This is a genomic window from Catenulispora sp. GAS73 (assembly GCF_041262085.1).
In the GTDB taxonomy this organism is placed as follows: domain Bacteria; phylum Actinomycetota; class Actinomycetes; order Streptomycetales; family Catenulisporaceae; genus Catenulispora.
On the sequence record NZ_JBGCCM010000052.1, the window covers coordinates 1 to 13,333 of the forward strand.

Annotated in this window: 9 protein-coding genes and 2 pseudogenes; 4 read left to right on the forward strand and 7 right to left on the reverse strand. The window is 65.2% G+C overall.

Annotated elements, in window-relative coordinates; translation table 11 throughout:
* The 3 genes and pseudogenes from ABH935_RS46015 to ABH935_RS46025 form a co-directional block, all read left to right on the forward strand.
* Positions 1 to 84: pseudogene (locus ABH935_RS46015) on the forward strand (transposase); the annotation flags it as partial.
* A gap of 279 nt (positions 85 to 363) precedes the next feature.
* Positions 364 to 639: a hypothetical protein gene (locus ABH935_RS46020; RefSeq protein WP_370384333.1), complete on the forward strand. Its 276-nt coding sequence runs from the start codon at positions 364 to 366 to the stop codon at positions 637 to 639.
* Between the two features lie 166 nt (positions 640 to 805).
* Positions 806 to 1,530 (forward strand): annotated as a pseudogene (locus tag ABH935_RS46025) (PIG-L deacetylase family protein).
* A 34-nt stretch (positions 1,531 to 1,564) separates the two neighbouring features.
* Here the strand turns inward: ABH935_RS46025 and ABH935_RS46030 are convergent.
* The 4 genes from ABH935_RS46030 to ABH935_RS46045 form a co-directional block, all read right to left on the reverse strand.
* The gene (locus ABH935_RS46030; protein ID WP_370384334.1) at positions 1,565 to 1,840 is read right to left on the reverse strand and encodes an alpha/beta fold hydrolase; all 276 of its coding nucleotides are present in this window, start codon (positions 1,838 to 1,840) and stop codon (positions 1,565 to 1,567) included.
* 662 nt (positions 1,841 to 2,502) lie between these two features.
* A complete protein-coding gene (locus tag ABH935_RS46035; RefSeq protein ID WP_370384335.1) occupies positions 2,503 to 4,116 on the reverse strand; it encodes an MFS transporter in 1,614 nt (537 codons plus the stop codon).
* A gap of 677 nt (positions 4,117 to 4,793) precedes the next feature.
* Entirely contained in the window at positions 4,794 to 5,339 is a 546-nt protein-coding gene (locus tag ABH935_RS46040) for a dihydrofolate reductase family protein (RefSeq protein ID WP_370384336.1), read from the reverse strand.
* A 32-nt stretch (positions 5,340 to 5,371) separates the two neighbouring features.
* Complete coding sequence (locus ABH935_RS46045; RefSeq protein ID WP_370384337.1) at positions 5,372 to 6,079, reverse strand: alpha/beta fold hydrolase; 708 nt, start codon at positions 6,077 to 6,079, stop codon at positions 5,372 to 5,374.
* A gap of 216 nt (positions 6,080 to 6,295) precedes the next feature.
* Here ABH935_RS46045 and ABH935_RS46050 point away from each other — a divergent pair, with 216 nt between their 5' ends.
* Positions 6,296 to 6,940: a TetR/AcrR family transcriptional regulator gene (locus tag ABH935_RS46050; RefSeq protein WP_370384338.1), complete on the forward strand. Its 645-nt coding sequence runs from the start codon at positions 6,296 to 6,298 to the stop codon at positions 6,938 to 6,940.
* Positions 6,941 to 7,156: 216 nt separating this feature from the next.
* Here the strand turns inward: ABH935_RS46050 and ABH935_RS46055 are convergent, their stop codons facing one another.
* From ABH935_RS46055 to ABH935_RS46065, 3 genes are all read right to left on the reverse strand, one after another.
* Positions 7,157 to 9,202 (reverse strand): protease pro-enzyme activation domain-containing protein, encoded by a 2,046-nt coding sequence (locus ABH935_RS46055; protein ID WP_370384339.1) that lies wholly within the window; start codon positions 9,200 to 9,202, stop codon positions 7,157 to 7,159.
* Between the two features lie 446 nt (positions 9,203 to 9,648).
* Complete coding sequence (locus tag ABH935_RS46060) at positions 9,649 to 10,890, reverse strand: peptidase S8 (protein ID WP_370384340.1); 1,242 nt, start codon at positions 10,888 to 10,890, stop codon at positions 9,649 to 9,651.
* 13 nt (positions 10,891 to 10,903) lie between these two features.
* Positions 10,904 to 13,012, reverse strand: a complete 2,109-nt coding sequence (locus ABH935_RS46065; RefSeq protein ID WP_370384341.1) for a hypothetical protein — start codon at positions 13,010 to 13,012, stop codon at positions 10,904 to 10,906.
* Positions 13,013 to 13,333 lie beyond the last annotated feature (321 nt).

A 13,333-nucleotide genomic window follows, 5' to 3' on the forward strand; every position in this document is an offset into this window, starting at 1 on the left:
ATCCGCCGCTACATCATCTGGCGAAACCGACATGCCGACGACACCCGGCTACGTCAGATCGTCACCAGGGCGAACGTTGCCTGATGCGGCACTAGAAGGGCCGCCCTGGCGCGTGCCGAGGCCGCTGAACTCACGCACAGACAACAGCCGCCCTCGTAGCTCCGGCACGGTCGGTTGGCTGTGAGGGATTGGTCCCAGGTCATGCCACCTGATCGCCGTCGGATTCGCGCTGGTGGTGGTGGAGGCCGACATGGAGTGGAAGCCGTTCTGCTCCGCGCTGAAGGACAGTCTTGAGGTGATGCTGGTCAGCGCTCGGCACGTGACGAACGGCCCTGGGCACAAGACCGACGTTTCCGACGCGCAGTGGCTGCTCGGCTCGGGGCGCAGGGGGTGTTGTGCGGGTCGTTCGTGCCACAGGAGCCGATCCGGGAGTTGTCGGACCTGACCTGGACCCGCACCGGGTTGACGGGTGAGCGGTCCCAAGAGGTGCAGCGGCTGGCGAAATCCCTGGAGAACGTCCGGACCAAGCCGTCCTTGGTAGCCGGCGACGTCAGAAGCGTGTCCGGCTGGGCGATGCTGGAGCCCCTGATCGCAGGGGTCGACGGCTCCGACGGGCTATATATAAGACAAGCGGCATAGCCGCTGCGTTTTCTCGATGCGAGGCGGTCATCGCGTGAGCCGCGCCGACCTTCGCGGCTGGCAAGCGTGGGTGGCGTTCATGTGGGGCCAGCACGTCGGCACGTTCGATACGGTCGACACGTTCAATACGGCGGCCAACGGTCCTCAACGCGGAAAGATGGTCAGGATGACCTTACCTGCCCTGCCCGAGAACTCCTTCCGGCGCGTGCTTTGCGTCGTCGCGCACCCCGACGACATGGAGTACGGCGTGTCGGCAGCCGTGGCCCGCTGGACCGCGAGCGGCATCGTGGTCGGCTATCTCCTGCTCACCCGTGGTGAAGCCGGCATGCCCAACCCTCCCGCCGAGACGGCCGGTATGCGTGTCGCCGAGCAGCGGGCCGCCTGCGCCGTGGTCGGCGTCGAGCACCTGACCGTCCTCGAACACCCGGACGGCGTCCTCGTCTACGGCCTCGACCTCCGACGCGACATCTGCCGGGAGATCCGCCGTTTCAAGCCCGACGTCGTACTCGGCACCGGCTACCAGATCGAGACGCCCTATGGCTTCGACCAGGCCGACCACCGCGTGGCCGGGCTCGCGACGTCGACGCGGTGCGCGACGCGGGCAACCGGTGGGTCTTCCCGGAGCAGATCGACGGCGAGGGCCTCGAACCGCACTCTGTGCGCTGGTTCATCGTCTCCGGATATGCAGACTCCGCGACTCATGGCGTCGAGGTCACGGGTGAGCCGCTGCGCCGCGGCATCGCCTCGCTCCAGGCGCATGCCGCCTACCTGGCCGCTCTCCCCGACCATCCCGCCCCCGAAGACTTCATCCCCGAGTTCACCGCGGCGAGCGGCAAGGCCATGAACGTCGAGCACGCCGTCCTTTTCCGCGCCCACGACCTGCAGGCATGAGCAGGGTGACCTCGCGCGCGACAGGGTATGGACGTCACAGGCCGGCCATACCTCGGTCGGCGTGTTCAGCCGAGGATGAAATCCCAGTCCCCCGCAGGTACGAGATAATCAGCTGGTTGACCAACTCCGGGTAGTCAAGCAGGAGGGTGTGCGCGCCCGGTAGCACTGCCAGGCGCGCCTCGGGAAGCGCAGCAGCGACGGCCATGGAATGCTCAATGGTGACCTCGTCTCGATCGCCTTGAAGCACAAGTGCCGGGGAGGTGATGCCTGCCAGCGTATCCAGTACGATCTCGGGCTCGGCGACGATCATGTGCAGCATCTTGGCGTGACGACGGAGAAGTAGTCAGGCCCGTCCGGAGAAACCGTGTCGTAACCCCGGCGCAAGAACTTGATCGCCTCCGGCGTGTTCAGGTACGCCACCAGCTCGTCTCCGGCCACCCTGCCAGAGGAGTTGTCCATCACCGAGTACCTCGCCGACCACCTCATGCCAAGTGTGCAGCCCAGCCACCTCGATGTACCCCGTCACGGCCATCACCCTAGAAGCATCCATGCTGACCACCCCGCCTGCCGCACCCGGTAGCGCACCTGCTGCACGCCTGGACTGCGGAAGGCACGGGTGGGTCCCAACTCGATGTGCTTCGCCAGCATGTTCTCGAACAGCCGGCGGCCCCGCCCGAGCAACACCGGAACCAGAGCGATGTCCAGCTCGTGGGCTGCCCGAGGGTGATGAAAGGCCGGTGGAACACGCCGGACGGAAGACCGATGGGAATCAGACGCTGCCAGGCTGGTCGGCAACCGCGATGCCGACAGGTCTTGGTGTAGGCCTCGTCAGAGGCTGCCACGGACGCCGCGACGATGCGGCGCTACAGGATTAGGAACAGCGCGACTACCGGGACCAGGGCCAGCCGACGGCCGGGAACAACTGCGAGGGAAGACTCCTGAACTCGATGGTCATGAACGACCACTGGAGTACTATGTCCGCGTTTTGAGACGATCGCTTATCAGTGCCTTGACGGGAGGATCTGCTTCGCCCATATGCAGGGCCCTGACACGTGCGATCGCGGCCGCGTCGGCACCTGTGAGCCGCTGACTCTGGCGCAGATGTTCGCTCCACGACGATGCCACGAAGGTCTCGACGTGACGTTCGGGATCCTCGGGATCGGAGTAGAAACCCCAATGCATCGCTCCGTCACGGCGTCGGGCCCGTCCCAGCTCGGCGGCGTGGCCTAAGAATTCATCAAGGTGTTCGGCTGGAATCCGGTATTCGACCGTGAGCATGATCGGCCCATCGTCCGGCGCAAGGGAGACCGGAACGTAAGGCTCCATCTGACCGACCAACTCCACGTCGACGTCCTCGGCCGCGGTGAGCCGATACCGGATACCGAGCACCATCTGAACGACGAGTGCGATGCCTGCGACGGTGAGCGCAGTCGTGAGTCCCCTGCCGTTTGCCAGTACTCCCCAGACGGCCGCCCCGGCGGCGAACCCGACCTGGAAAACCAGTTGGAAGATGGCCAGCCCCCGGCCACGGATCCATGCCGGAAGAACGGATTGAGCGGCGATGCTCAGTGACGACATCACTCCCATACCGGCGAGTCCAGCGAAAAAGAGCACGACGAACGCCGCCTGGAACGTATGCAAGCGCGCCAGAGTTACCAGGCATACAGCGTATAGCGCGCTGAATACCATGGTGATCTGGTCCGGGGTAAGTCGGCCGCGTATTCGGGGCAGTACCAGCGCCCCAACGACGCCCCCGATGCCAAGCCCCCCGAGGAGGATGCCGTACACCGATGCCGTTTCATGCAACCGCGTGCGGGTTATGACCGCTAGCAGGGCTGGCAATGCGCTATAGCAAGCGACGAAAGCCGCGGCTCGGACCAGGACGGCCCGCAGTTCGGGGGCATTCCCGACGTAGCGCATGCCGCTCCGTATCGCGCTGCTCAGGTGTTCCGGCGGAAGCGTGCTCAATACCTTCGCGCGACGCCACGCGTACACGACCGCGAGAACACTCAGGAACGAGGCGGCGTTCAGCAAGAACACCCCTCCAGAGCCGATCCAGGCCACCATCACGCCGCCGATGGCCGGCCCGATCATTTGCGATGACGTCACGGCCACCGAGTTCAGGCTGATGGCTGCTGGCAACTCCTCGCCGCTGACCAGTTCCGGGGTAATCGCGCTGAACGCCGGCATACCAAGCGTCGTGCCGACTCCCAGGACAACCGTCGCCCCAAGAAGAACAGCAGGGTTGGTGATGTGATAGAGCGTCAAGACCCCGAGGATCGCGGCAACCGCGAGCTGCCAGGCCTGGGTAAAGAGGATCAGTCGCCGCCGATCAAGCATGTCAGCAAGGGCGCCGGCCGGAAGCGCCAGAGCGAAACTCGGCAACGCGCTAGCCGTCGACAACAGCGCCACCGGCGCCGCTGAACTCGTCAGCGATGTCATCAACCAAGACGCGGCAACGAGGTGCATCCACGAACCGACGTTCGATACCACCGATGCGATCCACAATGCACGGAACACTCCGATCCGCAGCGGCGCCCACGGCGACGACGCCCGCACCTTCACCGCAAGTCCAGCACTGCTCATCGCCGATCGTCTCCCTGCCGCCGCAACCCTGACTGACCCGCAGGCCAAACAGGAGGAACGAGCGCGAATGGTCGTCAGCCCGTCGCACAAGACTCCGGCCTTCACCTACGAGGTGGCATTTCACTTGGCACCATGTAGTCGGTCGTCGGCAACTTTTCACACCGAACGAAACGCTGCCTGCCGAGGTCACCGAACGAACGCCACGTACGAGCCGAAGCTACACAACGCTCGTGCCAAACTGGTCCCATCGCGCTGTCATTCCAACGTCAACCGGCTCGCTTATGAGCCAGTTGACAGCAACGACGCCGTTGACCCGCTCCGCGGCCCAGTCGATCGCCGAGATTATCGCTGTCTTCGTGTGGACGTCCCGTCGGGCAGTGGTTGCCACCAGCTGGACGAGCTCGCGATCTCGGCCGGTGAAGACGGGCATTCAGCGTCCGCGCTGAAGTTAAGCAACGTGCCGCTCGCGCCACCCCAGCGGCGGATCTCGATCGCGTCGACAGACGCTGGGACGCCACGTGCGGGGAATTGGCCATCGACCTTTCCATTCACAATGAAATGGTGGCACCACCTGACTGGCACTGCGCAATGCCCTCTCGATATCGGCAGCGGTCTGGATACGAACCGAGCGAGCCGTCCTCAGGCCCGCAGACCCGACTTAGGCAGGTCTCAGCGACTCATCGTGCTGGTCGGTAGGTCGCAATCAGTGCGCCGCTGCTGGTCGGCTGGGCTTCGACGAGTTCGAACTTGGTCAGCGCGGCGTCGTCGGCGAACAGTCGCTTGCGGCCCCCGCCAGCGACGACCGGGCTGATCATAAGCGTGAGTTCGTCGAGTAACCCCAGGTCAACCAGCGATCGTACGAGCGACGGACTACCGGCGACGCCGATCGTCCCGCCTTCCTGGCGACGCAGCTCCTCGACGAAGTCGGCCACCGAACCTTTGATCAGAGTGCTGTTCGCCCAACGGTCGACGGAGTCCAGGGTGCTGGAGGCCACATACTTCGGGGTGCTGTTGATCCAGCTCGCGAAGGGATCATCGGTCGCCGCCGGCCAGTACCCGGCCCATTCTGTGAATGTCACCCGGCCGAGCAGCACGGCATCCTGCTGGTCGAGCATCCGCGACAACGCCGCGCCCATCTCCTCGTCGAAGGCGGGCTGCCACTCGTTAGGCGCTTCGACCACGCTGTCGAGAGAGCTGAAAAGTCCCGCAAACACCTTGCGCATTTCGTGGATCCCTTCTCGTAGAACTGAACCGCCTACCCGACGTCCGTGGCGGCGTCCCCGGCTGAGGCGAATTGCCGGAGTGCGGCCGCGAGCACGTCTGCGGCGACACTGTGCTGTGCTCCGTCCACTGCCTGCAGGAAAGCGGTGGGCAGCACGTCGGCGGCCACCTGCGCTGCGGCGATCAGCCACGACTCGGTGTCACGTCCATGCATGACCAGAGTGGGCACATTCACCGTGGCCCAGCGATCAGCCGGCAACGGCGCACCAGACATCGTGGACCCCATGAAGCGGCCGTCGTAGGCGATGGTGTGAGCGACCGATTCCAAGGCCGGCCAGAACGGGCTCTGCCACATACCCGCGACGTGCTCCACCGGCATACCGACTGAGGCGGTCAGGAACAGCTCCGCCGCGTCGCCGGGTCGGCCATCCGCCACGCATGCGTCAAGCCGCTGGACGTAGTCCGCAGGCAGCGGCGGGCGACTGCCATCGACCACGAACGGCGGCTCGAACAGTACGAGTTTCGCGATCGGCAGCCCGGCGGCGGCATCCATGGCCAGTACCGCCCCGGAGGAGGAACCGCACACGATCGCCGGCGCGCCGGCATCCGAAATCACAGCGGCCACATCCTCGATCTCGCGCTGCACCGCACACGGCTCGGTATCACCGCTCTCCCCACGTCCCCGGCGATCGTAGGGATACACCCGGAACCCGTCCCCCAAAAAGCGCACCCACCTCCGCATAGGTCGGATTGACCCCGCGATAACTGGTGGCACCGTCAACTAAAACCAACGGCTGGCCGTCTACCTTCGCATCGAAGGCAATCAAGGTGCCATCCGCGGAGAGAACTTTGCTCATCGCCATCCCCCTCGTTCAAATCCCAGAGGGTACCGTACAGTACCGTACTGACCTTGCTTAGTACTATACAGTACCTGCGGAAGAGACACCCAGGAGGACTCGTGGATCGTCAAACGACCGGCGCCTCGGAACCAGGCCGGTCCGAACGCCAGCGGCAGGCGATCATCGAGGCGGCGACTGCGGTATTCGTGCATCACGGCTACCTCGGCGCGACGACGGACGAGGTAGCCGCCCGCGCATCAGTCTCCAAGCAGACCCTCTACAAACACTTCGCCGACAAACGGCAGTTGTTCGCCGAGGCCATGCTCGACACAACGCTCCAAGTGGTCGACGGTCTGTCCAAATCTGTCGCCAACACTCTGGAGGGTGTGCATGACGTGCGCGCAGCCCTTCGTGACCTCGCAGACGGTTTCCTCCGTACCCTGCTGCAGCCGGACGTTTTAAGGCTGCGCCGACTCGTGATCGCCGAAGCCGACCGTTTCCAGGAAGTCGGAAGAGCCTGGTTCGACCTCGGCTTCGACCGCTCCTTGGTGAAATTGGGCGAAGCGATGCGAGGCCTCGCCGACCGCGGCCTCCTGCACAATCTCAGCGACCCGACACTCGCCGCCTACCAGTTCGCAGGACTGGTCATGTACCAGCCGATGAACCAGGCCATGTTCGCCGGAGCCAGCGCACTGCCGCCGGCTGACAAACTCAACCGCATTGCAGACGCAGCAGTGGAAATGTTCCTCGCCACCTACGGGTAAGTACCAACAGCCGCCGCGGCAACGAGGCGCATGCTTTGGGCGCGTGCTTGGCAATCCTGTTGGCTGCGATGACCGACTGCGATTCGAGGAGTGACCTCCACGACTAAGCGCCGCAGTGTTGCCGTCCGTAGCGGGGAAACGCCGTAGGCATACCGAAGCGGACTGTGCGGGCCACGATCGTCCCGTACAGTCCGCCTCGCAGCTAATGTCAGCCTTTCAGCGTCGGTATGAGTTGAGGTAGCCGGTCGGGCTCGGTGCGCCGACGCCTGTTACGTCGTCGTAACCGGGTGTGGCATGGAGCAGGCCGTCGTGGGCGAAAGTGTCCAGTCGGGTGGTGATGGGACTGTTCGGATCGTGGGAGTTGGTGTAGTTGTTCCGGACCACGCCGAACTGAACGTTGGGACCGAACGGAGTGTCGGTGACGTCTTCGAATGCGGGGGTTCCGTACCGCGCGTAGATCGCGGGGTTGGCGAATCCGATGGGCGCGCCCTGCGCCTGCTGTGCCAGGGCCTGCATACCGGCGAAGATCGGGGAGGACAGGCTGGTACCACCCCAACGGGTCTCGTGGTAACGGACGGATCCGTCTGGATAGAGCTGGGTCTGCCCGACCAGCATGCCGGTGTTGTTGTCAGCGACGGCTGCGACGTCGGGCACGACGCGCATGGGGCCGGGCGTAGTTGTGCCGTCGAGCAACGTCGTGGCCAGTGCGGTGGGCACAACGTTCTTCTGGTAGGACGGCTGGGGGATGTCGGGACTCGTTCCGCCGCCGGAGCCCGCGTCGAAGGCCGCCGGGTAGCCGCTTCCCGGCGCTGGCGTCCATCCGGAGTTGTTACTGTTGGGTGTTGACAGTATGTTGCCCCATCCCGACTGGAACAATTCCTTGCCGTTGGAATTAATCGCCAGGCTGGTGCCGCCGACCGCGGTCACCCACGGATCCGCCGGCGGGAAGTCCGGCTGCGCCTTGGTGTTCCCGCTGTTGCATGAGGACGCAGGGTCTTCGGCCCCGCAGTCCCCGCTGGCGAAATACATACCGATACCTTCGGCAGCGGCTTGCTGGAAGACCTGGTCGAAGGCTGCCTTCTGGGCCGGTGTGTCGTCCGATTCAGCACCGTCCCCCCAGGAGTTGCTGACTATGTCGGCCAAGTGGTTGTCGACGATGCGGCTCAGGGCGTCGGTGAGGTCGCTGTCGTGGCAGGACGCGGCGCCGACGTAGACGACGTTCGCGTCGGGCGCCACGTTGTGGACCGCCTCGACGTCGAGTGACTCCTCGCTGTACCAGAGATTCCCGCCGCATCCGCTGACGTCGTTGTAGGCGGCCGGCAGCGATTGCGTGAACTGCCCGGCTCGAAATCCGGCGCTGCCGTGAGCCGCCGCGTAAGTGCTGACGTCCGAGCCGATGGTCGGCGAGGCGTAGGCGTCCATCACAGCGACCGTCACACCGCTACCAGTGAGACCGCTCGAGTCCGCACCGTATACGGAACGAACCTGTTGGGGTGTCATTCCGCACTCAGTCCACACACCGACATGGCTATAGGTGAACGGCTCGGCGACGGCCTGGTTCTGACCGAAGTATGTCGAACATGGATCGGCTCGCAACGTCACCGGCTCCGGCCCCGGCAGCGTGTCTGCCGGGTGAGCACGGGGCAGGCCGTCGTCCAGACCTGTCACGCCGAGCACAGCGCCAGCCACCGAAGCAGGAGTGCTCACGACACCCGAAGGCGCCCTGTGCAAGCCGCCTTGAACGGCGTAGTCATGAAGAGCGACACCGAACGCCTGCTGTGCAGAGGCGACCGTGCCGTGCACCGACACGTAGTGCTGGTTGACACCGGTCACGACTAGCCCCGCCGAAGCCAGCCAGGTACGGATCGCATTGATCTGCGCTGTCGTCGGCCCGAACCTGGCTTGAACCTGCTGCGGCGTCAAGTAGTGACGGAAACTGGGGCTGTGCGGATCGGAAACAGCCCGGTCAAAGGCGGCCAACCCCTGCGGGTCGCGGCCAGCGAGATAGACTCGGAGATCCAGCTGGCCGGAGACCGCGACACCACCGCGGTCCGCCGACGACATCGCCCAGTTCGGGCGCGCGTCAGCAACCATCGCCCGCCCGGCCGGAACGGAAGCAACCACAGGTCCGCCCGTCATCACGGGCGCGGACGCGAAGGCCGCATTCATACTCGCTGGAACGACCAACCCGATCGCGGCGACCACCGGAAACACTGCCGGCAACCGCCGTATTCGTCGCGCCTTACGCATTCGCACGCGCATCAACCACTCCCTCGCTCATGGCAGGATGGACGGCTCGCCATTCACTGTCGCGTGAGTAACCGAGCCGACGACCATCAGAGCAGCGCGGAATACCAAAAGACTGTCAGAGGCCTGTCAGGCAATCGCCAGGATTCGGCGACGCTAGTCAAACGCCCCACGCGGTCGGTCGACGTGGACGTTTGCCGCGGGGCGACGGACCGAGTGCCGAGGACGGTGACATCGTTCCGGCTGAAACCGAGCAGCCACGCAATGATTGCGCGGAATCACGACCTGGATCAGCGACTTCTACAACACGCACCGTGACACAGCGCCGCGGGCGGACTACAGCCGATCGAGTTCGAACGAGTCATGCACCGGCGGCGTGCCGCCGGTCTGCGGACATTTCTGCGGGGGAAGACTCCCAGTTTCCCGGAAACCTTCCCCGCCATGCTCAACGTGGGTTCCTGTTAGAAGGCTCCCAGCCCGTGAGGCGTCCCGAGGCCTGTGGGACCGTCGTACCCGGCCACGGCGTTGCACTGATAGTCGCCGCCGCAGTCCAGGACCTCGTTGTTGGCGCCGCCGACCACGTCGTAGAGACCGCTGGTGTGCGAGTACAGATACGACGCGTCTGGGAACCTCTGCGGATGTCCGGCCAGCGCAATCACGCCGGCCAGGTAGGGAGACGACGCGCTCGTGCCACCAACGATGCCCCAGCCGGTGATTCCGTCCGTGGTTCCATAGATGGCCGGCCCAGTCTGCGGGTCGGCGTCAGCAGCGACGTCGGCGACCATACGACCGGGACAGTTCGGGTCGGTCTGCCAGGCCGGCTTGGCGAACCATGCCGAGCAGCCGCTGCCCGCACCTCGCCACGCAGTCTCAGTCCAGCCGCGCGCGTTCGCAGCCTTGGTCAAAGAGGTGCCGCCAACTGCGACGACGCTCGGAAAAGCCGCAGGCGCGCTCGCAACGCCATAGCCGGAGTCACCCGAGGAGGCGACGATCGCGACGCCGGGATGGCTGTAGTAGGGCGCGATCACCTGGTCTCCGTTCTGCTCGGTCGCGCCGTAGCTGTTGGACACCTCCTTCGCGCCGAGGCTGACTGCAGTGTTCACCGACAACCCGAGATCATTGAAGTCTGCCGTGTCACCCTCGACGAGCAGAATGTGGCACTGTGGGCAGGCCGCCGACACCATATCCAGGTCCAGGGCGATCTCCACGCCCCAGCCCTGGTCGGCCGGCAGCGGCGTCGTCGCGCCTCGCTGGTTCACCTTGTGAAAGCAACCGTTCGCCGTCGTGCAGGCCGGCAAGCCGTACGTCGTCCGGTAGACCGTAAGATCGGCCTCGGCGGTTGCGTCATCCCCAGCATCGACGATGGCAACAGTCTGACCCCGGCCACCGATTGCGGGCAGCTTGTAGGCCGAGCGCAAGTCGGCGGGACCCAAACCCTGCGGCAGAGTGGCAGCAGCGCCGGCTACCTGGCCGCGCACCCCCTTCCCTCCGTGGACATCGGTGCGGATCTCAGCGAAGCAACGCGCGCGGCCAGGCTTCGCGAGCCCACACGCGTTCTTCACGTTTCCGGCGCCCTGCAGGCTGCCAGATGGAGTTGCCTCGGCGGAGACCGTCACGCCCGCAACCATGGCGGTGGCTGCGACGGCGGTCGCGAGTATGTGTATGCGGTTCCGCGCGAACGCAGATCTCTTTCGGATGTTCATGGAATCCTCTGACTCAGCGGGGAGCGACGGTGTAGGCGTTGGTTGTCGTCTGCGTGATCGTGCCGCCGAGGGCGTCGGTCGCAGTCACCCGGAGCATTGGATGAGCTCCAGTAGGGGGAGCCGGGTTCTGCCACAGCGCGACGTAGTGCCCGTTCGCACCCAGGGACGGAACGTTCTGCCACGTCACGCCACTGTCGAATGACACCGAGACTTGAGCGGAGGTCACCGCAGCCTTCGACCCCTGGTTGCCATAAGACAGATGGCCGACGTCCAGAAGCAGGGCCTGAATCGGTGTGTGGCTGGTGTTCAGGTTGTCGACAGCAACCAGGTGATAGTTCACCGTCAGCACCGGAAGTATCTGACACGGCCCTGTAGTTGGAGGCGTGATCGCCGCCAGGCAGGTGACCCCAGAGGGCAACGTGCTGCCCACGTCGGCCTTTCCCGAATAGGGAAAGGTCACGTCCGTGTGAGTTTTCGTGGACTGCGACACCCCCAGAGCGGTCCGGTCGACATCCAAAACAGCCCGGACTTCAGCCGGACTTGCGGGGACGCCGGTCACCACCACACCCGTACCGGGGCCGGCTACGATCTGCTGCCCGTCCCAGAACACCGCGATGTTCGAGGGATCGGCGCCGACCTGGAAAACTGTCGTGTCCGGGGAACTGTCGCCAATGGGGCTGAACGACAAGCCGAGGTTCCCGCCGCCGACACAACCCTGGCAGCCATAGATGTCGAATACATCTGCGGGGTGCTGGCCGACCCGGGCCGTAAGCGGGCCCTTGGCCCAGTCGCGCGCTGTGACCTGCCCGGCGACGTATGTCACGGCATCGGATTCCAGCAGCTCCGCGGAGGTAGGCCCATTCGCGGGCGACAGGTATCCATAGATCCAGGGATCACCAGGGGTCGCATACTCCGTCATCGAACCGAGCGACTCCCTACTGGGAAGCGTGTCAGTCCCCAACCCGAGCGGTGGAACCGCGCCTTTGTAGAGGTAGAGGGGCCTTGTGCCAAAGGACGGGTCGTCTGCGAGATCGAGGTGGTTGGTCGCCAGCCTGCGGTCGCTCACGGAATGGCTCTGGTCGGCGAGGATCTGATCCGAGTCGAACGACAGGTCGTAGCGGTAAGGGCTCGCTGACGCCGGACCGGCTCCGTACCACTGGACGTTCTCGTCGAATCGGCCGATCCGGGCTCGAGGCGAAGGATTGACGTAATTCGCGAGAGTTCCAGTCGTGTCGATGACTCCCCAGGTCGCTGCAGGGCCGACCGTACCCTGGCGAACCAGCGAGACCTGCGCACCATCTTCGGTCGCGGGCTGCTGCGTCGCTACGGTCAAAAGCGCGATCGCGGTACGCGCGTCAAGCGTGACGGCCGCCGCGGCGCCTGCCGTACCCGACACCGAGAAGTCATTCACAGCCACGTTCTGCGACTTGGTCGCGTTGCCTTGAGCGTCGAAGGAGAAATCCAACAGATAGGCCGCGTAGTTCCCAGCCGGAACAGCCAGCCGGGCGAGACCATCGACCGGGAAAGTCACCGCGTGAAATATTTTGGCGGAATCGGTGTTGACGAGCAGAATCGCCCCGAACGAGTCGGGGGCCCCGGTGTCGTCGATGGCGTTCAGCTGCAGGATGTGAAGCGGGTAGTGCGGCGTAGCCGCGGGCAGCGGTGTGTCCAGTGGAGCCATCGCCGTCATCCCGCCGAACAGCGCTCCACTGCCGGCCTTCCGTCCGGCGGCGACGTCGGCGCCGATCTGCTTGCGCAGCGCCGCCGCGAAGGCGGCTCCGGAAGCCGGGTCCAGGTATCCGGTCGCCGCCGATCCGCTGACCGACGTCAGTGCCACGCCGGGCGGCGCGGACGGGGTGACGCCGGCTGCGAAGGCCATCCGCACGGGTATCCGTGAGTTGGCCTGCGGCGCTGTGGTGGCGAGCTTGGAAACGTTAAATAACGACAGGTCCAGCACGCGGCCCGCGTACGGCACGACTTCCGCAGGGATCGTGTAATGGTCGCCGACGCCGTCGTCGAGCGTGGCGAACGCGGTACTGGCTCCCAGGGTGGGGCGCACCGCGTAGCGCGCCTGGCTCCCGGCACCAGTTACCGTCACCTGGTCGCCCGTGGGCAGGACCACAATGCGAGCCGATGACTGGGCAGTCAGCGTCGCTGTCGGCGCCGGGGTCGCAGCCCCGGCCGCAGCAGTCTGGGCCAGTGCGCCCACAGCCGCCGCTGCAAGTGCAAGTTTTGCTCGGTGTGCTGTCACGATAGATTCCTCCCGTGCATGAGCCAGCGATTGTTCGATCTGCTATGTAGGGCCCGCGATTCCGGACAACACCGCGCCCGGTCGAGTACGACGGGGCAGGACCGGCCGGCCGAAGTCAGTTCGCTCCGCCTTCCCAAGGCGTGTCAGCAATCGTGATGAATCGGCAGGTCCGACACCTGCCAGATCGCAGCC

Bases quoted from the DNA above. Each gene is read 5' to 3' on its own strand.
- ABH935_RS46030 (WP_370384334.1), bottom strand. From the start codon at position 1,840: ATGATCGTCGCCGAGCCCGAGATCGTACTGGATACGCTGGCAGGCATC.
- ABH935_RS46035 (WP_370384335.1), bottom strand. From the start codon at position 4,116: ATGAGCAGTGCTGGACTTGCGGTGAAGGTGCGGGCGTCGTCGCCGTGG.
- ABH935_RS46040 (WP_370384336.1), bottom strand. From the start codon at position 5,339: ATGCGCAAGGTGTTTGCGGGACTTTTCAGCTCTCTCGACAGCGTGGTC.
- ABH935_RS46045 (WP_370384337.1), bottom strand. From the start codon at position 6,079: ATGCGGAGGTGGGTGCGCTTTTTGGGGGACGGGTTCCGGGTGTATCCC.
- ABH935_RS46055 (WP_370384339.1), bottom strand. From the start codon at position 9,202: ATGCGCGTGCGAATGCGTAAGGCGCGACGAATACGGCGGTTGCCGGCA.
- ABH935_RS46060 (WP_370384340.1), bottom strand. From the start codon at position 10,890: ATGAACATCCGAAAGAGATCTGCGTTCGCGCGGAACCGCATACACATA.